Source organism: Streptomyces sp. NBC_00873, from assembly GCF_045207415.1.
Lineage (GTDB): Bacteria > Actinomycetota > Actinomycetes > Streptomycetales > Streptomycetaceae > Streptomyces.
In genome coordinates this window covers 554,459-578,986 of record NZ_CP108803.1, presented here as the reverse complement: position 1 = coordinate 578,986, position 24,528 = coordinate 554,459, and the positions used below count along the sequence as shown (strand labels likewise).

24 protein-coding genes and 4 pseudogenes are annotated in these 24,528 nt (G+C 68.6%); 10 read left to right on the top strand and 18 right to left on the bottom strand.

Annotated elements, in window-relative coordinates:
• Positions 1-41: 41 nt before the first annotated feature.
• Both OH809_RS02710 and OH809_RS02705 read right to left on the bottom strand, forming a co-directional pair.
• The gene (locus OH809_RS02710; protein ID WP_406425416.1) at positions 42-482 is read right to left on the bottom strand and encodes a DNA/RNA non-specific endonuclease; all 441 of its coding nucleotides are present in this window, start codon (positions 480-482) and stop codon (positions 42-44) included.
• A 274-nt stretch (positions 483-756) separates the two neighbouring features.
• Positions 757-1,646 (bottom strand): annotated as a pseudogene (locus OH809_RS02705) (RHS repeat-associated core domain-containing protein); the annotation flags it as partial.
• A 247-nt stretch (positions 1,647-1,893) separates the two neighbouring features.
• Between OH809_RS02705 and OH809_RS02700 the strand changes: the two are divergent.
• Positions 1,894-1,962, top strand: a pseudogene (locus OH809_RS02700) (arsenate reductase ArsC); the annotation flags it as partial.
• Between the two features lie 51 nt (positions 1,963-2,013).
• On the opposite strand, the pseudogene OH809_RS02695 reads toward OH809_RS02700, so the two are convergent.
• The 6 genes and pseudogenes from OH809_RS02695 to OH809_RS02670 all read right to left on the bottom strand — a co-directional run.
• Positions 2,014-2,079: pseudogene (locus OH809_RS02695) on the bottom strand (hypothetical protein); the annotation flags it as partial.
• 322 nt (positions 2,080-2,401) lie between these two features.
• Positions 2,402-3,925: an aldehyde dehydrogenase family protein gene (locus OH809_RS02690; protein ID WP_406424365.1), complete on the bottom strand. Its 1,524-nt coding sequence runs from the start codon at positions 3,923-3,925 to the stop codon at positions 2,402-2,404.
• 103 nt (positions 3,926-4,028) lie between these two features.
• On the bottom strand, positions 4,029-5,279 hold the full coding sequence (locus OH809_RS02685; RefSeq protein WP_406424367.1) for a GAF domain-containing protein: 1,251 nt from the start codon (positions 5,277-5,279) through the stop codon (positions 4,029-4,031).
• Positions 5,280-5,376: 97 nt separating this feature from the next.
• On the bottom strand, positions 5,377-5,970 hold the full coding sequence (locus OH809_RS02680; RefSeq protein WP_406424369.1) for an N-acetylmuramoyl-L-alanine amidase: 594 nt from the start codon (positions 5,968-5,970) through the stop codon (positions 5,377-5,379).
• A gap of 44 nt (positions 5,971-6,014) precedes the next feature.
• The gene (locus tag OH809_RS02675; RefSeq protein WP_406424371.1) at positions 6,015-7,034 is read right to left on the bottom strand and encodes an acetamidase/formamidase family protein; all 1,020 of its coding nucleotides are present in this window, start codon (positions 7,032-7,034) and stop codon (positions 6,015-6,017) included.
• Positions 7,031-7,738, bottom strand: coding sequence for a hypothetical protein (locus OH809_RS02670; RefSeq protein WP_406424373.1), 708 nt, complete (start codon positions 7,736-7,738; stop codon positions 7,031-7,033). Before OH809_RS02670 ends, OH809_RS02675 begins: the two co-directional genes overlap by 4 nt.
• Before the next feature lie 34 nt (positions 7,739-7,772).
• Here OH809_RS02670 and OH809_RS02665 point away from each other — a divergent pair, with 34 nt between their 5' ends.
• Both OH809_RS02665 and OH809_RS02660 read left to right on the top strand, forming a co-directional pair.
• Complete coding sequence (locus OH809_RS02665; protein ID WP_406424375.1) at positions 7,773-7,997, top strand: hypothetical protein; 225 nt, start codon at positions 7,773-7,775, stop codon at positions 7,995-7,997.
• A gap of 590 nt (positions 7,998-8,587) precedes the next feature.
• On the top strand, positions 8,588-9,529 hold the full coding sequence (locus OH809_RS02660; RefSeq protein WP_406424377.1) for a transposase: 942 nt from the start codon (positions 8,588-8,590) through the stop codon (positions 9,527-9,529).
• Positions 9,530-9,601: 72 nt separating this feature from the next.
• Here OH809_RS02660 and OH809_RS02655 read toward each other — a convergent pair whose 3' ends face one another.
• The 3 genes from OH809_RS02655 to OH809_RS02645 form a co-directional block, all read right to left on the bottom strand.
• Positions 9,602-10,120: a hypothetical protein gene (locus tag OH809_RS02655; RefSeq protein WP_406424379.1), complete on the bottom strand. Its 519-nt coding sequence runs from the start codon at positions 10,118-10,120 to the stop codon at positions 9,602-9,604.
• Positions 10,121-10,343: 223 nt separating this feature from the next.
• The gene (locus OH809_RS02650; protein ID WP_406425418.1) at positions 10,344-11,138 is read right to left on the bottom strand and encodes a transposase family protein; all 795 of its coding nucleotides are present in this window, start codon (positions 11,136-11,138) and stop codon (positions 10,344-10,346) included.
• 209 nt (positions 11,139-11,347) lie between these two features.
• Positions 11,348-12,208, bottom strand: a complete 861-nt coding sequence (locus tag OH809_RS02645) for a recombinase family protein (RefSeq protein ID WP_406424381.1) — start codon at positions 12,206-12,208, stop codon at positions 11,348-11,350.
• A 228-nt stretch (positions 12,209-12,436) separates the two neighbouring features.
• On the opposite strand from OH809_RS02645, the gene OH809_RS02640 reads away from it, so the two are divergent.
• Positions 12,437-13,669: a GNAT family N-acetyltransferase gene (locus tag OH809_RS02640; RefSeq protein WP_406424383.1), complete on the top strand. Its 1,233-nt coding sequence runs from the start codon at positions 12,437-12,439 to the stop codon at positions 13,667-13,669.
• A gap of 524 nt (positions 13,670-14,193) precedes the next feature.
• The gene (locus tag OH809_RS02635; protein WP_406424385.1) at positions 14,194-14,991 is read left to right on the top strand and encodes a maleylpyruvate isomerase N-terminal domain-containing protein; all 798 of its coding nucleotides are present in this window, start codon (positions 14,194-14,196) and stop codon (positions 14,989-14,991) included.
• A 173-nt stretch (positions 14,992-15,164) separates the two neighbouring features.
• Here OH809_RS02635 and OH809_RS02630 read toward each other — a convergent pair.
• Positions 15,165-15,413: pseudogene (locus OH809_RS02630) on the bottom strand (Tn3 family transposase); the annotation flags it as partial.
• Positions 15,414-15,649: 236 nt separating this feature from the next.
• Between OH809_RS02630 and OH809_RS02625 the strand changes: the two are divergent.
• The gene (locus tag OH809_RS02625; RefSeq protein WP_406424387.1) at positions 15,650-16,396 is read left to right on the top strand and encodes a nucleotidyltransferase domain-containing protein; all 747 of its coding nucleotides are present in this window, start codon (positions 15,650-15,652) and stop codon (positions 16,394-16,396) included.
• A 29-nt stretch (positions 16,397-16,425) separates the two neighbouring features.
• Here OH809_RS02625 and OH809_RS02620 read toward each other — a convergent pair whose 3' ends face one another.
• Entirely contained in the window at positions 16,426-16,635 is a 210-nt protein-coding gene (locus OH809_RS02620) for a hypothetical protein (protein WP_406424389.1), read from the bottom strand.
• 72 nt (positions 16,636-16,707) lie between these two features.
• Positions 16,708-17,787, bottom strand: coding sequence for a hypothetical protein (locus OH809_RS02615; protein ID WP_406424391.1), 1,080 nt, complete (start codon positions 17,785-17,787; stop codon positions 16,708-16,710).
• 99 nt (positions 17,788-17,886) lie between these two features.
• Between OH809_RS02615 and OH809_RS02610 the strand changes: the two genes are divergently transcribed.
• Entirely contained in the window at positions 17,887-18,402 is a 516-nt protein-coding gene (locus OH809_RS02610) for a transposase (protein WP_406424393.1), read from the top strand.
• 4 nt (positions 18,403-18,406) lie between these two features.
• Positions 18,407-19,585, top strand: coding sequence for a transposase (locus tag OH809_RS02605; protein ID WP_406424395.1), 1,179 nt, complete (start codon positions 18,407-18,409; stop codon positions 19,583-19,585).
• A gap of 301 nt (positions 19,586-19,886) precedes the next feature.
• Here OH809_RS02605 and OH809_RS02600 read toward each other — a convergent pair whose 3' ends face one another.
• Complete coding sequence (locus tag OH809_RS02600) at positions 19,887-20,696, bottom strand: hypothetical protein (RefSeq protein WP_406424397.1); 810 nt, start codon at positions 20,694-20,696, stop codon at positions 19,887-19,889.
• A 385-nt stretch (positions 20,697-21,081) separates the two neighbouring features.
• Here OH809_RS02600 and OH809_RS02595 point away from each other — a divergent pair, with 385 nt between their 5' ends.
• Complete coding sequence (locus OH809_RS02595; RefSeq protein WP_406424398.1) at positions 21,082-21,345, top strand: hypothetical protein; 264 nt, start codon at positions 21,082-21,084, stop codon at positions 21,343-21,345.
• A gap of 4 nt (positions 21,346-21,349) precedes the next feature.
• On the opposite strand, the gene OH809_RS02590 is transcribed toward OH809_RS02595, so the two are convergent.
• Positions 21,350-21,673 (bottom strand): hypothetical protein, encoded by a 324-nt coding sequence (locus OH809_RS02590; RefSeq protein ID WP_406516226.1) that lies wholly within the window; start codon positions 21,671-21,673, stop codon positions 21,350-21,352.
• A 780-nt stretch (positions 21,674-22,453) separates the two neighbouring features.
• Here OH809_RS02590 and OH809_RS02585 point away from each other — a divergent pair.
• On the top strand, positions 22,454-23,074 hold the full coding sequence (locus OH809_RS02585; RefSeq protein ID WP_406424400.1) for a hypothetical protein: 621 nt from the start codon (positions 22,454-22,456) through the stop codon (positions 23,072-23,074).
• 44 nt (positions 23,075-23,118) lie between these two features.
• Here the strand turns inward: OH809_RS02585 and OH809_RS02580 are convergent, their stop codons facing one another.
• Together OH809_RS02580 and OH809_RS02575 are read right to left on the bottom strand one after the other, a co-directional pair.
• Positions 23,119-23,439, bottom strand: coding sequence for a hypothetical protein (locus OH809_RS02580; RefSeq protein ID WP_406424402.1), 321 nt, complete (start codon positions 23,437-23,439; stop codon positions 23,119-23,121).
• Positions 23,440-23,562: 123 nt separating this feature from the next.
• Positions 23,563-24,204 (bottom strand): hypothetical protein, encoded by a 642-nt coding sequence (locus OH809_RS02575; protein ID WP_406424404.1) that lies wholly within the window; start codon positions 24,202-24,204, stop codon positions 23,563-23,565.
• Between the last annotated feature and the right edge of the window lie 324 nt (positions 24,205-24,528).

Sequence of the window (24,528 nt, the reverse complement as noted above, 5' to 3'; positions counted from 1 at the left end):
GCCGGTCGTGTGATGGTTGTACATCCCGAGGTTGTTCCCCTTCAGGGTTTCGGTATGAACTCGTCGATACGGATCCCTGGCGTGCCGTCCGGGTTCGTTCCGTACGCCGTCAGCGTGAAGCCGTTGGGCACCGTGCGGTTGCCAGTGTAGTGCGCGGTCACCGAGTACATGACTTCCTGCCCGCCGGCATTGACGGCTTCCGCGACCTGGTTCTCGTAGTTCTTCATGTTGTTGCTGCCCTGGTCGGAGCCGGTTTGCCAGTCGTTGGCGCCGCGGGCACACGTGGCCAGGTTGTTCAGATCCGTACCCGAGCCACTCAGCTGCTTGCCGGGGAGATGGCAGGCGTTGATGTTCTTGGACGGGTCCCCCCCCGAGGTGCCCCGCCACGCGCTGGGCCCATTGGTAGCCCGGAGGGGCCACCGTCTTGACGTCCGTCGACGAGCCCTTGTTCGAGGCCAGGTAGTCCTTGTCCAGGCAGGCACTCACGCCCGTCGCACGGTTGCCGTTGGCCGCGTCCTGGGTGCCGTGCTGGCCCCAACCGCAGCTCGAGTCGTCGTCGCTGTCGTCGTCGCCGGTCCCTCGCGGCTCGGGTGCGGGCTTGGGCTCCGGCTCCTCCTCTGCGGCGTCTTCGATGGCGTCCTCGATCTTCTCCACCGTGTCCACCACGACCGTGGTGACCGCAGCCGTCACAACCGCTGCCACGACCACGACCGCGGCTACCACGAGCACCGGCACCAGGACGGCCAGGAAGGCGATGTGGCCGTCGAGCTCCACGTTGCTGGTGGGATTGCCACCCGTGAAGGCGTAACGGTTACCAGTGAAGGGATCGCTACCGAGCCCCATGCCGGCGAGGGCGCCGTTGTACATGTCCCGGGTCGTGAAGCGGTTCAGCCCCGGGCTGTAGTCGCGGAAGCCCATGTCGTAGGTGCCGGACTGGGCGTCCCACCGCTTGGCTTTGTACCGGTAGGAGTTGTACCGCTCCTTCGTCGGGTCCGCGACATCCGGCTTGTCGATGCCGGTGAACTCGGACGAGTCGTCGCTGCCGTACACCGTGTAGCCGTAAGTGGCCTTGGTGTCACCGCTGTTGTCGGTCAGCGTCTCGACGTCGGTACGACTGTTGTAGCCGTAGTAGGCGTCCTAGGCCGTCCCGTCCGCGTTGTGCTTGACTTGGGAGAGCCGTTCGCCCCAGGGGGTGTACTGGTAGGACTTGGTGAGCTGGCCGGAGACCTCCTCGCTGAGGACCTCGCCCGACAGCCCGAGGTAGTTGTAGTTGGTGGTCTTCCGTCCGCGGTCTTCGACGTCGTGCGGTCGATCGGATCGAAGGCGTACGTGGTCGACTTCATCGCGCCGGAGCCGTCGCGCTGCTGGGACTCGATGACGTGGTCGAAGCCGTCGTACACGTTCCGCGAGACGATCTTGCCACCGGCGGTGACGGACTCCTGGCGGCCGAACGGGTCGTAGTTGAAGGTGGACGCGGCCCCCGACGTGGTCGAGGTCAGCAGCCTGTTGCGGTCGTAGGTGAACGTCGAGGACGTGCCCTTGACCGTCTGGCTGACGACGTTGGCGTTGTCGTCGTGGACGTAGGTGTTGGTGCCCGCGCCGTTGCCGGTCTTGACGGACTTGGCGAGCCGGTCGACGGGGTCGTAGTGGCGGCCGACGACCGGGTCAGCGGCTTGGGGAACGCGTTCGTGAGGTTCACCCGGGCCTCGGTGATATGGCCGCCGCGCTCCTCGCCCACCGCGGCGAAGGCCATGTGGTGGTCTCGTCCGCGGGCACGCACCCCGGCGCCGAGGTCGAACCGGTCGTGGCACAGGTGCTTATGGGAGCGGCCCGCGTTGTGGCTGCACACGAACAGCACCCGGGCAGGCCGCCGCCCGGTGCGCCTCTCTTGTCCTGCCCGACGAACGCCTCGCGGCCGGCATCGCCCGCCTCGCCGTCCGCTACCGCGGATGCTTCTCGCCGGAGACCATCCAGCGCCTGATCACCGACTCCTACGATCTGGGCGAGCGCGTCCAGGCGCTTCCTGGCCAGGTGCTCGGCCTGCACCACGAGGTGCGTGCGGACGCGGGCGTGCTCGGCGAGCCGTTCGTAGGGGCGGGGATGCGGTCATGGGAACCCCTTCGGGGCGTGGGTCCTCACGGTTGGTGCGCGAGTGATGGGACGCACGCCCGGCATTCAATCTGATGCGGTGCCAGGAGGCGTTCTCATGGACTCGCGGCGCTCATGAGCGGGCGGCTCGTGGGGTGATGTCCTTCGGCGCCGTTTGGTCCGCGACTGGTCCGGGAGAGACTTCCTTTGGATGTCAGACAGTAGCGCGAAGACTCCAATTAATCACAGAGTGTAGCCGTTATTTCAGGTCGCCTGGAGCGCAACGGTGCCTCCAGGCGACCGACTTCAGGCTCTAGAAGAAGCCAAGCTTCTGAGGGCTGTAAGAACAAAGAATGTTCTTCGTCTGCTGATAGTGCTCAAGCATCATCTTGTGGTTCTCCCTGCCGATACCGGACTGCTTGTAGCCGCCGAAGGCGGCGTGAGCCGGGTACGCGTGGTAGCAGTTCGTCCAGACCCGGCCCGCCTGGATTGACCGGCCCGCCCGGTACGCGGTGTTGATGTCCCGGGTCCAGACGCCCGCCCCGAGCCCGTACAGGGTGTCGTTCGCCGTCTTGATCGCGTCGTCGAAGTCCGAGAAAGAGGTCACGGCGACGACCGGGCCGAAGATTTCTTCCTGGAAGACCCGCATCCGGTTGTCGCCCTCGAAGATGGTCGGCTGGACGTAGTAGCCGCCCGCCAGTTCTCCGTCGTACTCGATCCGCTGTCCGCCCGACAGGACCTTCGCGCCCTCCTGCCGGCCGATGTCCAGGTACGAAAGGATCTTCTGCAGCTGGTCGTTGGAGGCCTGGGCGCCGATCATCGTGTCCGTGTCCAGCGGGTGGCCGGGCACGATCTGTTCGGTGCGGGCGATGCCCGCCTCGAGGAACTCGCTGTAGTGCCCGCGCTGGATCAGCGCCCGCGAGGGACAGGTGCAGACCTCGCCCTGGTTGAGGGCGAACATGGTGAACCCTTCGAGGGCCTTGTCGCGAAAGTCGTCGTCGGCAGACCAGACGTCGTCGAAGAAGATGTTCGGGGACTTGCCGCCCAGTTCCAGCGTCACCGGCTTGATGTTCTCGGATGCGTACTGCATGATCAGCTGCCCCGTCGTGGTCTCGCCGGTGAAGGCGATCTTTGCGACGCGCGGGCTGGATGCGAGAGGCTTGCCCGCCTCCGCGCCGAAGCCGTTGACGATGTTGACGACACCCGGCGGCAGCAGATCGGCGACCAGGCTCAGCCACACATGGATCGAGGCCGGAGTCTGCTCCGCGGGCTTGAGGACCACCGCGTTGCCCGCGGCGAGCGCCGGGGCAATTTTCCACGTCGCCATCAGGATCGGGAAGTTCCACGGGATGATCTGGGCGACCACGCCGAGCGGCTCGTGGAAGTGATACGCGACGGTGTCGTCGTCGATCTCGCTGAGCGAGCCCTCCTGGGCGCGCAACGCGCCCGCGAAGTACCGGAAGTGGTCGATCGCGAGCGGGATGTCGGCGGCCAGGGTCTCCCGTACCGGCTTGCCGTTGTCCCAGCTCTCGGCGACCGCCAGCTCCTCGAGGTGCGCCTCCATCCGGTCCGCGATCCGGTTGAGGACCGAGGCGCGTTCACCGGCCGCGGTGGCGCCCCAGGCGGGGGCGGCGGCGTGGGCCGCGTCCAGGGCGCGTTCGACGTCCTCGGCGGTGCCGCGGGCGACCTCGGTGAACGGGCGCCCGTTGACGGGGCTCGGGTTCTCGAAGTACTGACCGAGGGCCGGCGGGACGTATGCGCCGCCGATCCAGTGGTCGTAGCGGGACTCGTACGAGACGATGGCGTCCTCGGTGCCCGGCGCAGCGTAACGGGTCATCTCTGTGGCCTCCCGGATCTGGTGCCGCCCGCCGTTGGACGGCCCTCGGCGGGAGGCTAGGGACGGGAACGTTGCAACCTCGTTGCGCCGGACAGCAGAGGTGTCAGCGCTGTTCGGCGTCGAGCGTGCGGGCCCTTGCCAGCAGCGCTGGCCGCTGCCCGGGAGGTGCCGCCGCGGAGAGCGCCTGCCACACCGGCAGGTCGTCCTCGCCCCAGGGGCTGTACGCCCAGTCCGCCAGCAGCCCCGGGTCGCCGCGTGCGATCAGCGAGGCTCGCAGCTGATCGTCGAGTCGGCGCCGCAGCCGGACGACGGACGGTGCCTGCGAGCCCGGCAGCAGCGGCCCCGCGTACGCGCTGAGCGCCGCCGCCAACGCACCGGACGCCAGTCTGCGCGCCACGCCGTCGAAGTCGGCGTCGACCGCAGCGGCGAACCGGTAGGGGCGGGAAAGCAGCAGTTCGGGGCCGATCAGCCTTCGCAGCCGGGAGAGTTCGGCCCGCAGCGTCACCGGGGTCACCGACTCGTCCTCGTACAGCTCGACGAGCAGCTCGTCGCCTCCGAGGCCCTCCGGGTGACGGGCGAGTGCCACCAGGATCTCGCTGTGCCGCCTGCTGAGCCGGATCTTGCGGCCCCTCGCGACGAGCAGCGCCTCGTCCCGGCCGAGCGCGCTCAGCTGTACGGAGTCCCCAGCTGGTTCGGGTGCGAGCAGGGCGAGCTGGGACTCGGCGGCGCGCGCCACCGCCTGGACGAACGCCAGGCTGTGCGGATGGGCGAGCCGGTTGCCGCCGGTGATGTCGACGGCGCCCAGCACCCGTCCTGTGTGCGGGTCGTGCAGCGGCGCCGCGGCGCAGGTCCACTGCTGGACCGGGCGCAGGAAGTGCTCGGCGGCGAACACCTGGACCGGACGATCCACGGCGATTGCCGTCCCCGGCGCGTTCGTCCCGGCCACGGACTCGGACCAGCGGGCACCCTCCAGGAAGTTCATCCGGCCGGCGCGTCGGCGGGTCGTCGCGTGCCCTTCGACCCAGAGCAGTCGGCCGTGCGCGTCGCACACCGCAAGGAGATGTTCGCCGTCCGTCGCGTACGCACCCATCAGTTCACGGATCACCGGCATGGCGCGGGCGAGGGGATGTCCCTCCCGGTACGGTCCGAGTTCGTCCGGGCCCAGCTCGACCAGGGCCGCACCGTCCGGGCTGACCCGGGCCCGCGCGGAGCGCCGCCACGACTCGCCGACCACGGAGCGTACCGGCCGTTCCAGCCGTCCCGCGGTGGTGAACACCTCGTGTGCTTGGCGCAGTTCGCCGAGCCGTTCGCCGGGGTCCGCGTCGGCGGTCAGCGCCACCCAGGGGTCCGTCAACTCACTCTCCCGTCCGGGGACTCGTGCACCCCCATCGTCGTCGCAGCCGGGCTCCGCGACAACCTCGGTGCGGAGAGTCATCGGATCCGCCGCGGGGTCAGCCGGTGCTGTAGAGGTTGACGAGGCGGATGTAGCGCACCCAGTCCCAGTTGGGGCCGGGATCGGTGTGGTCGGTGCCCGGGACCTGGGCGTGACCGAGAATGTGCGTGCGATCCTTGGGGATGCCGTAGCGGTCGCAGACCGACGCGGTCAGCAGAGCGGACTGCTCGTACAGGGCGTTGGTGAAGTACGTCGGCTGGTCGACCCAGCCCTCGTGCTCGATGCCGACGCTGCGGGTGTTGTAGTCCCAATTGCCCGCATGCCAGGCGATGTTCTGCTCCCGTACGCACTGCGCGACGTACCCGTCCGCCGAGCGCACCACATAGTGGGCGGAGACCTGCTTCGCCGGATTCTGGAAGATGCCGATCGTTTCCGAGAAGGTCTCCTGCGTGACATGGATGATCACGTACTGCACCGGATAGGCCGAAGGGCGCGTCGAGGCCGTGTAGTTGGACGTGGAAGCGGGCGTCCAATGCGCGACCGGGTAGTCGGTGCTGCCCGCCTCCGCTGAAGCCATGGCACGGGTGGAAGCCGGCAGCATAGCCGCCGCGGCGGCCGCCGCAGTACCCTGAAGAATCCTTCTGCGATGCATCGACGCTCCTGTGGGGGAGGGGAACGGGGAGACGGTGTACGGGGTCAGGGGGTGGGGAGCAGGGTAGCGGTTTTGCGGAGGTGTCGGTGCAGTCCACGATGAGGATCGCCCGCCGGCAGCCACTCCTTGCGAATCTTCGAAACGCAGGTGTAGTTGGTGTCGCAGACGTTCGCCAGCGGTGCTTCACCGGCCTGGCTGACCAGTTGGTACGCGTCGGGCTCGGAAAGCCCGTAGTCGCGTGCCAGCCACTGCACCAGGTCCAACTGTGAGATGCGGAAGGCGTTTTCGAGGGGGCGAGCGGAACCGGTCGAGAGGAGATGGGTGTCCGGCTCGATCCGCGGCCACGGCGTCGCCACTCCCTTCAGCAGCTCGACCAGGGCCACGCTGTTCATCGCGCACTCCACCGCGACCCCACAGGTCTCGCCCTCGCCCTGACGGGCGTGTCCGTCGCCCAGACTCAGCTGCGCGCCCTCGACATTGACGCCCAGATAGCTGGTGACCCCGGCCCGCATCTCGGGCGTGTCCATGTTCCCGCCGTGTGCGTCGGGAACCAGCGCGGATCGCACCTCCAGATTGGCCGGAGCCACCCCGACCGTGCCGTGCATCGGATTCATCGGCAGCTCGACCTGGATGTCGCTGTCCCGGGCGCTGAACAGGCAGGTGCAGCGGGCCCGGTCCAGCTGCCACATCCACACCACCTCCGGCAGCGGGGCCTGCAACGACGCCGTCGTATGGGTGGAGGTCAGGGCCCCGAACAGCGGCACGGTCGTGGACGCCGCCCAGTCCCTGGCCGGTTCGATCGACACGAAGTGCACCGCTACGGTGTCGCCCGGCTCCGCCCCCACCACATGGAAAGGACCGGTCTGCGGGTTGAGGAACGGGAACTCGCAGACGGCGGAGACCAGGTCCTTCTCGGAGCGCACCCGACGACCCGCGAAGCAGTCCTCCGTGTACACATCCAGGAAGGTGCCGGGCTCGATCCGGGCCACCGGCGCCGCACCGCCGAAGGTCCAGGCGTACTCGCCCTCCTCGGGGCGCACGGTCAGGATCCGCGGGTCGCTCATCGCTGTTCTGCTCCTGTTCCGATATCGACGACGGCCTCCGGGGCCTCGTCCAGATGGATCCGTCCGGTCTGGGTCACCCGCTCCGGATGTCTGCGCACCAGCACCACCAGTACAACGACGCCGATGAGCATCCAGATACCGACGACCGGCCCCGCGTACGAGACAGGGGCGCTGAGCTCCGAGACGAAGTCGAACGCCGGGATCCCCGCGGCTGTCAGCAGCGCCGGTATGAACGCCGCGATGCCCAGTACCGGGAAGAGAAGATGAAGTACGGGGTTGAACGCCTCGCGACGCCGGCGCAGGAAGTACCCGGCGCAGGCCAGGTTGACGACGATGTACACGCCGATGATCACGGTGACGATGACGGTCGCCAGGAGGACGAAGGCGGTCACCGGGTCATAGCCGAAGCCGAGCCCGAGCGCCGCGCCGACCGCGATCACGAACTGCACGGCCACACCGGTGACGGGCGAGCGGTGGCGCGGATGAAGCCGCGCGAACGCGTGCGGGAACACGCCGATACGGCCGAGCGCGAAGGCCGCGCGCGTCGACACGTTCGCGCACGCATTGGCCTTGGCCACGGTCGAGTTGACGACGGCGAGAAAGAGCAGGACCCAGAACAGCCCGAACGAGGCGCGCGCCACGCCTTCCCATGACGCCGCCCCCGAGGCGCCGAACCCGGCGAACCGGTCGGGCCCGAAGTACACGGATACGCTGGAACGTGCCGATCGGCCCTGGCGGGTGGCGTTCGAAAGCAACAGCCTCGGCGGAGTGCTCGCCGCGGTACGAGCCGGGCTCGGCGTCGCGGCGCTCATGCCCGCGAACCTTGAACCGTTCATGGACTGCCATGACGCGGACGCCCTGCCCACCCTGCCGGACGTCGAGCTCGGTCTCGCACGGCACCCACGGACCGCAGGTGATCCGCTGATCGATGCCGTTGAGACTGCGCTACGACGCATGATCTGAGTTTCGCGGCCGGCCAGCGCGCCGGTTGCCGTCCAACCCACAACAGGAGCTGGCCAGGTGCCGATACGTCGATCGGTACTCGGGGACGCTGAGCTTCCGCTTCTTGAGCACCGCGAGGATGTCGCCGACGGTGCGGTTGCGGTACCGGAGGCCGTGCAGCGCCTACCCGGGGCGTCTGCCTGGGCGGTAGTCTCGTGCACCTCGCCAGACCCGAGCCGTCCCGGCTGCCGCCCGGCCCTGTCGTCAAACCTTGGCGAGCTCAAGCGGTCAGCGCATCGCCGCTGTTCACGAGGTCAGCGTAGATCTCTGCCGGAGTGCGGTAGCCGTGGGTCCGCTGATGGAGACCATGCCGCGGATGACGCTCCGTCCGGTAGGCCGGCGGGCGGCCTACCGGACAGCGCATGGGCCGTGCGGACCGCAGCTGCTGGGTGAGGCTGCGGTCGATCGCCTGGCGGCGGCGCGGATCGTAGAGCGAGAGATAGATCCAATGCCGTGACTCTGTTGGTGATCTCGTGAGGGATGCTGACAGGTCGTCTGTTCGGCGGTTCGCTGGAGTTGGGCGGGGTGGTTCCAAGGAGAGGGGGCCGGAGATGTCCATACGGGCCACGAGCTACCAGCGGATTCCGACGCGGACGGTGTTGACGGCGTGGGCGGCGTGTCCGAAGGGCACGCCGGCGATGCTGATGCGGGACCGGCTGGATGTGGTGTTCGAGGACGATGAGTTCGCGGACCTGTATCCGAAGGACGGGCGGCCGGGCTTGTCGCCGGGGCAGTTGGCGCTGGTGTCGGTGCTGCAGTTCGCGGAGAACCTGTCGGACCGCGCGGCCGCGAACGCGGTCCGCACCAGGATCGACTGGAAGTACGCCCTGGGCCTGGAGTTGGACGATCCCGGCTTCGACCACTCGGTGCTGTGCGAGTTCCGGGCCAGGCTGGCCCAGGACGACGCGGCCGACGGGCTGCTGCAGGTGATGCTGCATCGGCTGACCGAGGCCGGACTGCTTAAATCCGGCGGTCGGCAACGCACGGATGCGACCCATGTGCTGGCGGCGGTGCGCACGCTCAGCCGGCTGGAGCTGGTCGGCGAGAGCCTGCGGGCCGCCCTCGAGCAGCTCGCCCAGGCGGACCCGGACTGGCTGCTGCCGCTGGTCGAGCCGGAGTGGGACAAGCGCTACGGGCGCAAGATCGAGATCGGCAAGGTGCCCGGCGGGAAGGCCGGGGTCACCGCCCTGGCCGAGACCTTCGGCCGGGACGGACACAAGGTCCTGGCCGCCGCGTGGGCGGCCGACGCCCCTCCCCGGCTCCGGGCGTTGGCACAGGTGGAAATCCTGCGCCAGGTCCGGGTGCACCACTACTTCTGGGATACCCGCGGGCGGCTGCGCTGGCGCGACGGCCACGCGCCGCGTCGCAGCCAACCCGCGATCTGCTCGGGCGACCAGCAGAGGGCGAGCTTCGCCTCTACCCGGTATCTGGGGTGCCACGGGATAGCAACATCGACGAGACCCCGAGCTCCTGCTTGGGGCCTCGTTGGGTGACAGGAGGCGGAAATGGTCCCCCGAGGCCTTATGGTGACTGATCAGCTCGCCTATAGGCCGTCACGGCGAATATCATGATGTTCCATTCCATATGGGATCGTCGGATGCGGGACGCCCCCCTAGCCGCTGAACCCCGGCACTTGAATGCGTGATGCATTTGCGGGCCACTGCGGTGAAGGCCTCACGCCGGCGGTCGATCGCATCGCGCAGAGCGAACCAGTCTTCGGGGGCCGCGAGACCTCGCCGGAGCACGATGTGGGTGTTCCAGAACTCCTCGTCGATCGCGTGGGCCGCTTCGACGATCTCGCGGTCGGCGATCAGAGCAACACCTGCAAGCGCTTCGTTCCAGGGCTTCCAATCCACGGCAGCCGACACGGGCGGCTGCTGGAGCGCGCCAGGAAGGGCGCCAGCCAGGGCGATCAGGAGGCCGGAGGACTCACGTAACACCTCAGCACATGCGTCCGCTTGACGACCGTGGGCCCAATGGTTGCGCTGACTCCTGCTGGTCAGGACCGTTCCGGCGGCAACGCCCAGAAGGGTGGTTGCGGCAGTCCCCGCTGTTGTCACGATGAAAACCCAGACGTCTGTCATGTCGTAAGTCTGGACAGGCGGGGGCCGTTGGGGAAGGTGTCTCCGGGCACCGCCGAGTCTTCCGGGCGCGACTGGCGATCCATCCAACAGCGGGGGCGAAAGCGGTCGTTTGGGCCCCCTACTCTTCCGGCTGTGCATTCGTGCAGGTGGGCAGGGAGGCCTCACGACCTTGGGGGAAATTGAGGTCGGGGCGTGTTGGCCTGGCGGTTTGGCTGGTGGGTGATCAGCAGGCCGTGGTGCGGACGGGCAACAGTTCGGTGCTCGTGCGACGTCGGGTCGCTCGTCGGGCTGCGCGGTCGGAGACCAGGCCGGCGATGGCGAGGTGGGTCTGCGCGTAGTCCTCTCGGCGTCCGGTGTAGCGCTGGAGCGGGTGCCACTGCTTGTACTCGGCGTTGGTGTGCTCCACTACGATCCGGGCCGATGACTGTCGGCGTCGTGTCTCACGCCAGGCACGCTTGTCGCCGTCGGGGGCGTCCTTGGCCGGTTTCTTCGGCGGGGCGCTGACCTGGGACGGGAACTCCTTGGCCAGGCCCTGGTATCCGGAGTCGACCTCGGCGCGCACGTCGGGGTGGAGGCGGAACTGTTCGGCGATGCCCTCGGTACGCACAGCGGTCTGGTCGTGTATGCGGCCCGGGCGGACGACGCCGGAGAACAGGGTGCGTCCCTGGTGGTCGCTGAATGTGGTGGTCTTGATCGTGTTCTGCTTCTTCTTGCCCGAGACGAACGCCTTGCGTCCGGGGCGGCCCGCGCGTGGGCGCCTGACCTGGACTTCCGTGCCGTCCCGTCTGATGTCGACGCCTTCGGCGTCCGCGTAGGCGAACAGGTCGTCCAGGGTGCGGATGCGCGGACCGGGGCGGTCGGGGACGGCGAATCCCCGTGCGGCGAGCAGAGGCCTGACCGCACGGATCGCGGCGGAGACAGTGGAGCGGTCCACGTCGAACAGCTCGGCCAGAGCCGCGTGCGGCAACCCGAGCCGCAGGTGGACGAGGGTGACGGCGAGCCGGTCGGTGAAGACCAGCGGTTGTTTGCGTCCGGCACCGGCAGCCCGCTAGCGGGCTCCGCCTCGCATCTCGTGCAGGACGGACTCCCGTGCCGCCGCCCGTTGCGGGGCGAGTTCTTCGAGCAACTCGCCGAAATGTGCCCGGGAGACCCCGGACAGGGCAGGATGGGTACAGGCCGTACGGGCCCAGGCCAGTCTCACAACTCACCCAACTCGTACGGCCCTTCTCATGTCACGGCCGAACCGGGTCCGTATTCCCCCCAAGGTCGTAACCACTGGGCATCCCTATCAGCCCCCGGGCCCCGATGGCCGTGATGGTTGCAGCCTTCTCGTAGCGTGTGGCGATGCCGAGCTACCGCTTTCAGCGGTTGCCGTCTTGCCGCCGAGTCATGAGGAGCTGGAAATCGCATGTCGCAGCCGCCCGTGCCGCCCGCGGCCCCAGGGCCCCGCGCCCCAAGGTCCTCCCGGATTCGGCCCCGCTCCTTACGTGGGCGGTGGATATGGCGCCCAGCCGCCGTACGGTCCCGTGCCGCCACACCTTCAGCAGCCCCCCGGCCCCTCGGGCCGGCCGGGGGGTGGCAGACGTCGCCGGACACTGTCATCAGCTCGGCCGCGTTGCGGGCGAGGCGCTTGAGCTCGTGGACGGTGAAGATGACCGGCGTCTCGGGTGCGGCCTCCTTGAACTGGCGGGCCAGGGCGAGCGCCTTCTCCAGCTCCGGCCGCACCTTGATGCGGGTGCTGATCTGCTCCTTGAAGACCTTGTGGCACTCCGCCCGGTGGAGGGCTTCGAGCTGGCTCGCCAACTCCTGGCGGGCGGTCGACGTACGGGCGTACCCGACTCTCAACGGTCGCTCGGTGCGGGGCGCGGGCACGATGGCGAGCGCGGGGCCCTGCTTCCACGCGCGGCCGGGGAGCCGGTCGGCGGGGACGGGGATCTCCAGTTCCTCGCGGAGCGCGGGTCGAGGACGAAGCGCGGGGACGAGGACGAAGCGCGGGGTGTGATACTTCGCGGCGGTCTTTCCGCCCCGGGTGCGGCAGGCGCTGCCGGCGGGCGCGTCACAGTTCGGGGCCTGTCGCAGAACTCTCACAGATGAACATTTATGAGAATGACGGTGTGTGACGCCCGGGCGGCGGCGGAGATCACCGCCGCCGAGCCCGGCCACCGCGACTCACCCCGGGCCGGGCTGGGACCAGGTTGTGCTGTGACCGGCCGCGGGCCCGGCCGTAATTCGCTTGCCCTGGCCACGGGGCAACGCTGCACTGTGGCCAGACACCACGAGTCGTGGTGCCGGTATTTTGAGGAGGCAGAGGCAGCAATGGAGATTCGTTCCACGGCCGATGAGGACCTTGACGTCTTCGTCGACACAGTCCATGCCGCGTTCGGGCGCTTCCCGGAAACCCCGATCGAGGGCGGCGGACTCTGGTGGTCGGCGCTCGAAATGGACCGCTGCCTGCTCGCCCTGACGGCGGACGGGCGGCCCGTCGGCACCGCCGCCGCGCACTCCTTCGAGCTCACCCTGCCCGGTGAGACCCTCGTCCCGGCCGCCGGGGTGACCGCCGTCGGCGTCCTGCCCTCGCACCGGCGCCAGGGCGTGCTCAGCGCGATGATGCGGCATCAGCTCGCCGAGTTGCGGGCCCGCGGGGAGTTCCTCTCCGTGCTGCTGGCCTCTGAGGCCCAGATCTACGGCAGGTTCGGCTACGGACCGGCGACCTACACGGCGCGGCTGACGGTGCCGCGCCACGAGTCCGCCCTCGCCGTTCCCCGGGCGCGCGGAGTGGCCGACGCCCCAGCGACCGGCTCGGACAACGGCTCGGTCGAGGTGCTGCGGCGTGCCGAGTGCGGCGAGATCCTGGAAGAGGTCTACGACCGGTATCGCCGCGCACAGCCCGGCGCGCTGTCCCGGCCGCACCGCTGGTGGGCCTTGCGCGCGGGGCAGCCCCCGATCTCGCCGGCGCCGCGCTACGTCGCCGTCCACCGTGACGCCGACGGCGTCCCGGACGGGTACGCCAGCTACTCGATCGGCGAGCCCGAGACCTTGACGGTCGACGAGACCATCGCCACCGACGACGCCGTCTTCACGGCCCTGGCCCGGTTCGCACTCGGACACGACCTGATCTCTCAGGTCGTGTTCAAGCACGTCCCGCCCGAGCACCCGCTGCGCTGGCAGTTCGCGGACTTCCGCGCCGGCGAGGTGAGCGGCGACACCGACTGGCTCTGGGTGCGGCTGCTGGACGTCCCGCGTGCGCTGACCGCGCGCGGCTGGTTCATGGACGGCGAGCTCGTCCTCGACGTCGAGGACCCGTTCCTCGGCGAGCATGGCCGCTACCTGCTGACCGTCAGGGACAGCAAGGCCGACTGCGTCCCGACGGACCGGGAGCCCGACCTGTCCCTGGACGTGAGCGACCTGGGCTCGGTCTACCTCGGCGGCACCGCCCCGAGCACGCTCGTGCGTGCCGGACACATCCGGGCCCACCGCCCGGGCGCGGCCACCCTCGCTGACGCCCTCTTCCGCGCCGAGCGCTCCCCGCACTGCCTGCACTGGTTCTGACTGCGCGCTCGCCGACCCTGCACAAGTCTCGTCAGTCGGGCTACAAGCTGGTCGCCCTCCAGGTGCGAGATGCCCGACAATCGCGGTGCGGTCCCGGGCGGCGTAGGCGCGCAGCAGATCGAGTGCCCGCCACACGACCTCGTTCATGCGCGGGTCGGTGAGGTCCTGAAGGTCCTTCATCGTCGCTCCGTGGTGGTGCGGGCGGCGGTGTCCGCCGGGGTTCGGGGGTTGGCTGTGTCGGTTTCTGAGGGAGTCGTTTCGGCGTGACTTCTGGAGTCGTTATTGCGGCGAGAATCAAGATCAATGTCAGTGACTTTCGATGTTCAGAAGTTTTTTCTGTCTCGCTCTCCGGCTCCACCGCGTCTGGGCCTGACGTCCGTGAGAGGTGCCCTTGGCTTCTGAGGCTCGCCCGATCTGAGCAGAACACCGCGTCATCCGAGGGCGCGCGGCCCATACCGCGCGCCCGCCGCGGCGGCTGTGAAAATCGCTGGCCGATTGTCGGAACGCGGTGATAGAGATTCAGGGTGACAACGACACTTGAGTTCGCCGTCCTGCTGCGACTGATCGACGAACGGTCGACCGCCTTCCGCGCCGCGGTCGCCTCCGCGCCCAGCCTCGACGTGCAGGTGCCGACCTGCCCCGAGTGGACGCTGTTCGATCTGGCGCAGCACATCGGCGAGGGGCGCCGCGACTGGGCCGCCACCGTCGCCGCAGGGCCTGCTCCGGCCAAGTCCGCAGCGGAGGGCGCCCCGGCTGCGCCTCGGGAGCGCGAGGCCCTGCTGGCCTGGTTGGCGGAGTCCACGGAGCAACTGCTGGACGCATTGCGGAAGGCCGGCCCGGATCGCGGTTGCTGGACGTGGTGGGGGACGTCGCAGTCGCCGCAGACCTCCGGTGCCGTAGCTCGGCACCAGCTCCAGCAGATGGCGGTGCACACGTACGACGCCCAGATCACCGTGGGTGCCCCGCAGCCGCTGCCGGACGAGGTGGCGCTCGACGGTGTCGACGAGTTCCTGTCCACCTGCGTCGCAACGACAAGTGCCTGGCCGCACAAGCCCGCTGTCGTCGACTTCCACGCCTCCGAGGGTCGCTCCTGGCGCCTCTCGCTCTCCGCCGACGGCGCACGGACCGCCCGCCTCCCCGGGCCCGGCACCATGCTGGCCACCGCTGCCGGCCAGGACCCGGACACGGCCTCCGCCTCCGCTCGGGGCACGGCCAGCGAGCTGGTCCTCATCCTGCACGACCGTATCCCGATCAACTCCCTGAAGCTCGACGGCGACCGACGTCTCTTCGAGCAGCTCAGCGCCTGGGACCCGGATGAGTAGGACGTGACGATGCGCCACCTCGTACGCCCCGGGGCATGCCTCCCGCCAACGGCTACAGCCACGCCGTGGTGGCCTCGGGGCCGCTGGGGGAGCAGACCGTCACGGCTGCGAAGCGGCTGACCAAGGCGGCGGCTCACAAGCTGATCGGTGCGCCTGGTCGGCACCTGACGCCGTCAGTTCTCCGCGTCGTCCTCGTCGTCATCGAGTCCGGCCGCGTCCGGGTCGCGCAGCGGGCGCAGGGTGCCGCCCGCCGGCGGGGTGGGGGTGAAGCTGTAGCGGCCCAGGACGTTGAGGTTGCGGTGCTCGAGCGGGGACAGCCGGGCCATGTCCTCGTCACGGATCTCATGGCCCTCCGCGCGGAGCTGGGCGACGGCGGCGTCGAAGTAGCGGGTCGTCCAGAGCACCACGGCGTTCAGGGCCAGGTGGCGGAGTCTGGAGCCGTTCCCCTCTGGACAGATTCTGGCGAGCGCAGCTGACCTGTCATCAGAACGGCCCGCCACGGGCCCGATAGAGGCATGATACTGGTAGGAGCCGTTGTTCGACTGGTCTGTATCCGTACTTCGTGCTCTTGGATCCCGTCACGGTCCGTAGCGGTCAAGCCGGTGGGAATGGAAAACCCAGTCGCTGTTGACACAAGGTTTCTGAAATCCTGACTGGCATGACCCCGGACCCCGTCGACCAGGCTCGACGTCTTGCGTGTGACCGTTTTCCCGATGCGCTCGTCGTGTTCCTTGCCGGGTCGACGGCTGCGGGGCGAGCTACTGCAAGCAGTGACCTGGACGTCGCGGTGCTCGTCGGGGACGGTGGCGAGACCTATCGGGAGACGATCCGGTTCGAGGGACGTGTTGTGGAGCTCTTTATCCACACCCGTGCCGGTCTCGTGGACCTCTTCGCAGCGGACTTTGCCGCACGTCGTGCTGTCCTGCAGAGCATGTATGCCACCGGTCTCGTCCTGGTAGATGCGAATGGTGAGGCCGGGCGTGCCCGTGCCCTGGCCGATGCGGACCTCCGTGATGGTCCGCCGGCGCTGGAAGCGGAGACGGTCGAAACGAAGAGGTATGGGCTGACGGACGCGCTGGACGATCTCGCCGACGCTGGCGACCAGATCGAGCGCCTTGCGGTGGCCGGGTTCGTTCTCAACGCCGCGGCCGATCTGCTCTGCGACTACCACCACGCGTGGATCGGCGGCGGGAAGTGGCTGCCGCGGCGTCTCCTGGAGGCGGACGCAAAGCGTGGGGCCGCCCTGCTCAAAGGGCACCTGCACCTGTGTAAGTCGGGAGACCCAGGACTCATGATCGACGCGACTTCCGGGATCCTCGACCTGGTCGGCGGGCCTCTTCGCGAGGGCTATCGCAGGACCTGGCGCGGTGTTATCGAATCGGTTGCTGCTGTCTCCGGGCGTTGACGGGCTGAGGCCGTTGACGGCATCGGTGGCTATCGAGTGTGGCCACCGGGGGCGTACTTCTTCCAGGTGCCTCCGGCTTGGGCTGCGACGGCCTCGGCGTGAACGGTGTGGTAACCGAGCATCCCCGCGACGACCGACGGCGGTGCCTGAAGGACGAGTTGCCGCAGGGTGGCGGTCCGGCCGTTGAGGGTGGGGACGCCTGCGGCGGTGAGTCGCTTGCCGAGGGTGGCGGGGTCCACGGGCTGTCCAGCCCGGCGTCCGGGAAAGAGCCAGTCGCTGGCGGGAAGAGTGCCGCCTGGCCGGTTCGGGCGTCAGTCACGTATGTAGCCGAGTAGTAGCTCGGCGAAGGGCTCGGGAACCGGTGTGGGTGTATCACCCAGGAGGAGTGCGACCTGGTCACCATCGTGCTGGACGTCGTGGACGGTGAGCCGGACGAGCCGACGGACGGGCTGGGCATAGAGGAGGATCAGGGCAGCCGCGATCCGTTCAATGAGCGGGAGATCGTCGCTGGTCATGATCTTGCGGATCAGGGCGATGCGGTGGTGCTGGCTGATCGGGGCCGGGTTCTCCGTGCGGATCGTGGGGACCTTCAACCGGGGCATGACCTGGTGGTCCATGCTCCAGCGCAGGAACGCTTGGACGACGCGGCGGGCGGTGGCGTCCTTGGCGAACCAGGCGTCGAGGTCGGCCTGGGTGCACTCGCCGACGACGCGGTCCCGTTCGGCGAGCCAGACGAGGAAGGCGGCTGCCTGGATGAGCTGGGTGCGGGCGGTTTTGACGGCTCCGGGTCCGAGGGGCCGCTTGGCGGCGGTGGCCCGGAGCTTGCGCAGGAGGTGCCAGGTGGCGAAGCGGTTCAGGAGCTGGCGGTGTTCGACGTCCTCGATGGTGTCGAGCCATTCGGGCAGTCGGCGTTCGAACAGCAGGAGGTGCCGGTCGCGGTGCGGCAGGACGCCGGTGTGCATGAGCAGGTCACGGACGTGGGCCACCGACCGCCAGGGCGACAGCGTGCTCAATCCCTTGTGAGTGAGGGGCACTTCGCCGAGGGCGAGGGCGCGCAGGATCTTCTGGACGTGCGGTTTGCCGACCCAGGTCAGCGTTGCTTTGGGACGGGGCACGGACCTAACCTCGTCGAAGAACGACACGAGCTCGGGCCGGACGCGGCCGGCGCCGTCGTCCAGGAGTCCTTCCAGCCGCTCGGCCAGGACGCAGTTCCCGCATACTCCGAGCAGGTGGCGGCGGGCCTCCCGGCCGCAGCGCTCGCAGTGGAACTCGCCCAGGCCGCCCGCGCAATCGGTGCACCACCGGCCGCCGTCCGGTGCGATGCCCGGGGTGAGCCGGTCGACGCCGCAGCCGACGCACTGCCTGTAGGTCTTCGTGCACCGCGGCGCCATTGACTCTGTCGGTGATCTTGGTGTTTCCCAGCGCGCGAGCATGATCGGCGGGCATGCTCAGTGCTGTTTCGAAGGCCGGTACAGCTGCCGAGGTGTCCGTTGTCGCTCCATCCCCGCTCCGGTGAGCAAGTCCCGCCTCCGACCGCGCAGATCGCACGGGCAAGCAATCCGACCGGTACGACGGCGATCTGGGTCAGAGACCGGCTGGACGGGTTGTGGTGCGACGAGGACTTCGCCGGCTGGTATCCGCGCGACGGGCGTCCCGGGCTCTCGCCTGCCCAACTGGCCACCGTCTGTGTGCTGCAGTTCCTGCTTGGTCTGTCGGACCGGCAGGCAGCGGAAGCGGTCCGCTGCCGCATCGATTTCAAGTACGCCATGGCCATGGAGCTGGACGATCCCGGCTTCCACCACAGCGTGCTGGCCGACTTCCGCGAGCGCGTCGCGCAGGACGACCGCGCCGACCGACTCTTGGATCTGGTGCTCGCCCGTCTGAAGGAGGCCGGCCTCGTGGGCGAGCGCACCACGCAGCGCACCGACTCCACCCACGTCCTGGCCGCGGTGCGCGACCTGACCCGGCTGGAACTGGCTCACCGAGGCGGTCCGTGCCGCGCTTGAAGAAGTGGCCCGCACGGCTGGGCATCTGCTGACCGGCCTGGTCGACGAGGACTGGGGGCGCCGCTATGGCCGCCCGGTCCGCCTGGGCAAGAACCCCACCCGGCCCAAGACCAGGATCCTCGCCGCCGGCAACGACGCCTGCCGACTGCTGGAGCGACTCCACCGGGACGGGTCCGCCTACCGGCGCGGCTTACAAGCCGAGGCCCTACGGCAGATCGTGGTGCAGCACTACTACCGCGACACGGCAGGCCGCCTGCGCTGGCGCACCACCGACGACGACGGGCTACCGCCCTCCTCCTCGGCGATCGTCTCTCCCTACGACATCACGGCGCGCTACGTGCGGCACGGGCACATCATCAGCTGGAAGGGCTTCGCCGCCCATCTCACCGAGACGTGTGCCTCTGACAGCGTCAACGTGATCACGGACGTGGCCACCACGTCGGCCGCCACGAACGACGGCCAGGCCCTGCCCGGCATCCACACACGTCTGGCGCGTCGCGGGCTGCTGCCTGCCGAGCACCTGGTCGACGGCGGCTACACCTCTCTGGTCCACCTGGAACGAGCCGACCGCGAACACCAGGTCACCGTCACCGGGCCGCTACCGGGCAACCCCACCCGCCAGCACCGCAGGAACGAGGGCTTCGACCGGGACGACTTCCACATCGACTTCGACCGCCGACAAGTCACCTGCCCCCAGGGCCAGGTCAGCGCGGGCTGGCACGGCCCCTACCCGACTTCCTCGCCCACCGCGGCGCCCCTGATCGTGGCACGGTTCACCAAGAGCCAGTGCCAGCCGTGTCCGGACCGCCCCCGGTGCACCGGTTCCCGCGAGAGCGCCCGCAACGTGGGCTTTCCCCCGCGAGAACTCCGCGACCTGCAAGTCCGTGTCCGCAGCGAGCAGCAGACACCCGAGTGGAAGGCCCGCTACGCGGTCCGCTCCGGCGTGGAGGGCACCATCAACGAGTTCGCCCACGGACACGGCATGCGCCACTGCCGCTACCGACGACAGCCGAAAGCCCACCTGCAACACGTACTCACAGCCATCGCCGTGAACATCGAACGACTCAGCACTCGGTCAGTGACCCAGGAAACCCCTTCACCGAGACCGCCGACCGCCTTCCAGACCTTCCTGGACCAGCAGGGAATTCCCCGATCGAAGTCCTGGCGCACCCTCGGCACCTAACCTCGACCATCCAAGATCACCGACAGAGTCAAGCTGTGGAATAGGCTCGGAGCGCCCGCACACAGCTGCTGGCCTTGCTCCCGAGCGTCGTCTGATCCACCTTCCGATCATGCCCCTCCGAACAGACCCTGGGCTGTCCGCCGACGCGGAGCCTCGTCATCGGGGACGTCCGGGAGGCGAAGTGGAACGGCACCCCAAGGCGGTCGGTCAGGGCACGGCCCGCCTCAACGGCGGCGGTGCCCGGCCGCGGGGTCGCCAAGGCGGTGGTGGACGGTCGCCGGGTGGCCTTCTCCGAACGTCGTCAGTACGCCCCGAACGACCAGAAGACGCCCACCTCGTCGTCGGTCACCGCGATCAGGCCCAAGTCCTCGAAGAAGTCGAGGCCGTTGAGGTACTCAGAGGTGAGGAAGCCATGGGATTCCGTGCCCTGGAGGCCTGCTGCGAGGAAGTCCTGGGCCGGGTCAGAGGCGGCGGCCGTCGCGTTGGTCCAGTAGCGCGTGGTGGGCCCGTACCGGTCGAGCAGGGTTCGGGCATCCGCCAGCACGGCGTCCCGGTCCGGGCGGGAGCGGACGGGGGCGGGCTCCGACTGCCATTCCTCGGCCATGATGGCGAGCGCGGCGACCGCCGCCTCCGCCTCCACGGGGTACAGGCGGTCGGGGAACTCTGATGCGTCCGGGGGGTCGAAGGGGTACGCGGGCACCACGTGGCGGGCGGCGTTGGTGCGGTCCCAGTCCAGTCGGACCCAGCCCCGGGGGTCAGGGACCGACCGGTGCAGCACGGCGTGGACGTCGTGCGCCCAGTCCTCGTGCCGCCGGGGGCCGGTAGCCGCGAAGGTGTACGTGTCGTTGAGCAGCCGCAGCGCCGCCGCGTTCCAGGGACAGCGACGGCAGCGGAACTCCGCCAGCAGACCGCCGACTTGGCGGGCAAAGGTGTCCTTCGGCTCGCAGGGGATGCGCTGGAGCTGGTCGAGGGCCCAGTGGGCGAGCTCGCCCCCTCCTTCCGCTGCAAGACAGACCGGCCCCTGCGGGAGCGGGAGGTCCGTTCCGTCCCAGAGCGCCTCCAGGTGCGCATCGAGCAGGTCCAAGGCGGTCCGGTCGGCAGGCAGTGACATTTCGCCACTCTAGGCCGTCTCTTTCGGGCTGTGCCGGCCCGGGGTGATCGGCAAGACACGCGCTGCGGCGAACGATCCGGAGGAGCGACGACACCGTGTCTCAGCCGGCCCGAGGCAAGCACGGTGCTGTCGAAACTCGGGTTCTGGCTCACGTTTTGTGGAATCGGCGGTGATGGTGCGGAACGACCTGGAGACGCACGGAACATCGCAAGTCACGCGGTCGACCAGCAGCCGTGTGCGGGCGCTCCGAGCCCATTCCACAGAACTTGAGCCAGATCCAAGTGGGGCTCTGGCTCAACTTCCGTGAAGTGCTGACTGACCGTGATGTCAGCGGTGTGTGGTGGGATGTCCAGACTCTGTCGATGACCTGCTGGGAGACCTCCTGATGTCCGCGTACTCGTCTTTGGCCCATGCTCTGGCCGAGGCTTTGGTCGACGTCCTGTGGTTCATCGAAGGCAGCGAAGACGAGGAGATGGACCCGGACGACGCCGTCAAGGTGCTGGAGGGCGTCGCCCACCTGGTCAGCAAGCTGTCGAGTGACCAGCGGGGCGAGTTGATCGACCTGCTCGGGACAATGGCCGAATCCGAGACCGATCCGGCTCGGCGCGAGTTCCTGGAAGGGTTCCCGGAGGGTTGCGTGCTCCTCTGAGATGTCACCTGACCTGAGCGCTATGAGTAGAGCAGGACGCGCTTTCGAAGGAGATGGAACTCGGCGCGACCGAACATCTGGGTTTGAGCATCTTGATCCGGTTGACGTGCCCTTCGACGACGCCGGAGTTCCAGGACAGAGTGAGGCCGGCTATCACGGCGTCGCGGTCACGGTCGATGCCAGCGGCCAGTGTATGGAGGCTGGGTAGGTCGTCCTGCCTGACCGCGTCGAGCCAGTCCGGCAGCCGCTCGACTTCGCGCTCGGTGAGCATGGTCGCGAAAGAGCGGACGTGTCTGGTGAGAGCGTCGAGCTCGGGACAGTTGGCCAGGACAACTTTGAGCCGTAGGTGTTCAATCTCGGTGAGGGATTCCGGACCGCTGAGATTACGTGATCGTCAACACCGACCACCCGCGGGGACGGTATCTGCGGATCGGGCAATGCGTGGACCAGCCGCAGCAGGGTGCTGCGGCTGACGGGCACACCGAAAACGCGGGCTATCCGGGCGCCGGCCCGGCCGGCGAGGGCGAGACCGATCGAGGCCAGCGTCGAGCGCAGGCGTTCAGTCCACCGGCTGTGCCTCCGGGTCAGCCCTGACAGCTGCTCGACGAACGTACGCCGCCGTCCGCACCCAGCGTTCTGGCAGAAGAACCTGCGGACTCGCAGGCAGAGGACCACTCGCCGCCCCGCGCTCGACATGTCGGCAGGGAACCGCAGGTAGGAGCTGTGTAGTGGGCTCGACCGCCTCCCACAGTCGGGCCACTCCGCCCCAGCCGCTGTGCTGTGTGCGTCGATCCGTACCGCCTCGTTGTTCACGTCCACGGACAGCACCGCTATATCCGCGATCGACGGGAACAGCAGCTTCTCCAGCCGGAGCGTCGTCTCCTCCACGGCCCTGAACCGGCACCCATGCCGCGACTGGTGCTGATCATTTTCAGGCAACATCCCAGGGACCGATCCGATCGGCAGATGTCACTCAGCGTGCTCGCTTCACTCAAGTTGAGCCAGAACCGCGACTCGTGTACAAAATCACTCCCGGTGCGCCGTTGATCTGCGGCGGGAGTGCTGGCCCGCCTCGGCTTGCTGCGCGGGGCCTGCCTATGCTGCCGCTATGGGTCTGGATCTCACGCTGTTCATGGCGGACTGGGAGCAGTTGAGCGCCATCCCCGTCGAAAACCGGGTCCAAGCACTGGACGACACGACTTGGTCACCGGAGCTCGACGTCGAGTACCAGCGGTATGGACTGGCCGGCGGCTGGCTGTGGCCCCCGGATCGGGGGTCTGCATGGTGCGCCGAGTACGACTTCTTCACCACCACCGGCGCCTATGTCCCGCATGCCAGAGTGGGCGATGCATGGGCCGACATGCGGCTCCTCGTCGACGCATCCGTGCGCGAGGTGATGGACACCTTTCTCGTCGGTCTGATCTGGGATGCGGATCCGGCCGACGATCCTGCGCTGACTGGCGGCGGGGGCTTCTTTCCGCCGGCCACCGACCGCGGGCGCCTGCGCGTCCTTCTGGTGTGCCCGCCTGAGGCAGTACCCGGCAAGGCCCGTGCCTGGGGGCGAGTGGAGTCCCACCTCGAGGAATTGCGCGAGCCGTTCGCCGCCGAGTGCGAGGGCTGGGCAGGCCGCCCGGACACCTTCGAGGAGTTCACCGCGCTTCTGCGTGAATGGGGCGACGTGTCCACGGAGGCTGCCTGCCGCGGTTGGGGGCTGGTGGGTCTGCCCTAGCCGTCAGCAGTGAGGGGCAGTCAGGGTTCGGAGCATGCCCCGGATCACTGCCGGCGGCGGGGGCTAATCTTGTGAGTTCTTCCCTGAGCGCCTTTCTGCTCGACCCCACGGTCACCCGCGCCTTCGCCGGCTCCCGCGACGACGAGTTGATCCAGGCCATCCTCGGTAACTTCCGAGACGACATGGCATCGGACGACGATTGGTTTTCCTCCGCCATCGCAAACGGCGCCCCAACCGCCGCCGAGGCGCTGCACGCGGTGGTGTACGGCGGGCCTTTTGACGAGAACCGGCAGCATGCCTTTTGTGGTGCAGCCGCACGTTCGGTGCCGCGTCCGAACGGAGATCAGCTCGTCGATCGTCGTCATCAGGCGATCACCTGTCGGCGTACACGTCGAAGTGCCCAGGCAGGTACACACGAACATGCCCACCACGTCGCACACGATGACAATCCAGGGGCCGCCTTCGTGGCCGGCGAAGCCGGCACCGTCCTACGGCTCCGGCGGTATGGCCGGCGCGGGAAGGTCGAGAACGCGGGCGAGGGCGGCTGTGACGGGAGCGCAGTGGCCAGGCAGGTGCCTGGAGGCCCAGTCGGCTGCCAGCGTGAGGAAGCCGGCCAGGTCGCGCTCGGCACCGGTGAGCAGGTGGCGCAGCTCGGTGACGCACAGCTCGATCACCGGACTGTCGCCCTGCTCGGCGTTGACAGTGAGCCGGACGGTGTCGCCGAAGCGCTCCGCAACCCGTGACACGGGGTCGTGGCCGAATCCGAGCAGGCTGCCGTCGTCGACGAACTGGTGCCAGTCGCGCCAGTCCTCCAGCCCATCGCAGCAACCGGGCAGGAAGGTGATGCCTGTGGAGTTGTCGGTGACCCGCAGGCCGCCGGCCGCGAAGAGGTTGTCGAAGGTCAGCAGTCCGTGAAGGAACGAGTCAAGTGCGGCGGCCGGGCGAGGCGAACGATCGGCGTCGGGGTCGATGTCATTGCAGCTGGCGATGCGCATCACCGCCGTCCCGACCTCAGCGCGTGAGAGCTCACCGCTGAGAGGCAGGAAGCCGAACGACTTGATCTCGGCGACAGGCCAGAGGTCGAAGCCGTCAGGTGCGTATATCTCCAGGACGGGCTGCAGCACGATCACTCGGCGAAGTGTTCCGCACCCCCGCCCCTATCGCCTCCCGATTACGCCGAGCACCCTCGTCTCGGCCATGGGAGCTGAGCACCTTCGCTTGTACCGTCCTGAGCAGACGCGGGTGTACGCCGACATCACCGTCCACGACAGCTGTCGCACAGCGATCCGGCCGGTCGCAGCAGTGCTGATCAGGGACGACGCTGACTGACAGACAAGTCGATCCACAACCAACCAGACAGAAAGGCAGTGCCATGCGCATGCCTTGATGCCGTCGACCGTGCCGTGGACGGTCGGCTCGTCGTCCGGGCCGGCAGCGAAGTGGACGGGCTTGTC